The organism is Pseudomonas peli (assembly GCF_050563605.1).
Lineage (GTDB): Bacteria > Pseudomonadota > Gammaproteobacteria > Pseudomonadales > Pseudomonadaceae > Aquipseudomonas > Aquipseudomonas peli_A.
Map to the genome: position 1 here is coordinate 1 of NZ_JBNXUH010000466.1, position 232 is coordinate 232.

Consider the following 232-nt stretch of genomic DNA (forward strand, 5'->3'; position numbering starts at 1 on the left):
ACGTCGACCTGCTCAGCGAGGTCAGCGCCAAGGTGCCGCGCTTCTTCGCCGGCCAGGCGCTGCCGCGTTCATTGGGCATGCTCTATAGCAAACTGCGGCGGTTGTGGCTGCCGGATTACTTCTTCAARACCACCCSCGRAGGGCTCGGAGGGCTGACCGACAACCAGGGACCCGTCTCTTTTACACATCTGACGCCGCCGACGACCCCCCCCCAGGGGAGATATCTCGGGGT

General features: G+C 64.2%; 1 protein-coding gene. It reads left to right on the top strand.

What is annotated here, in order from left to right:
- Positions 1-232, top strand: a 232-nt coding sequence (locus tag ACQ4LH_RS22260; RefSeq protein WP_430699037.1) for a hypothetical protein, incomplete at both ends; no start/stop codon positions are given.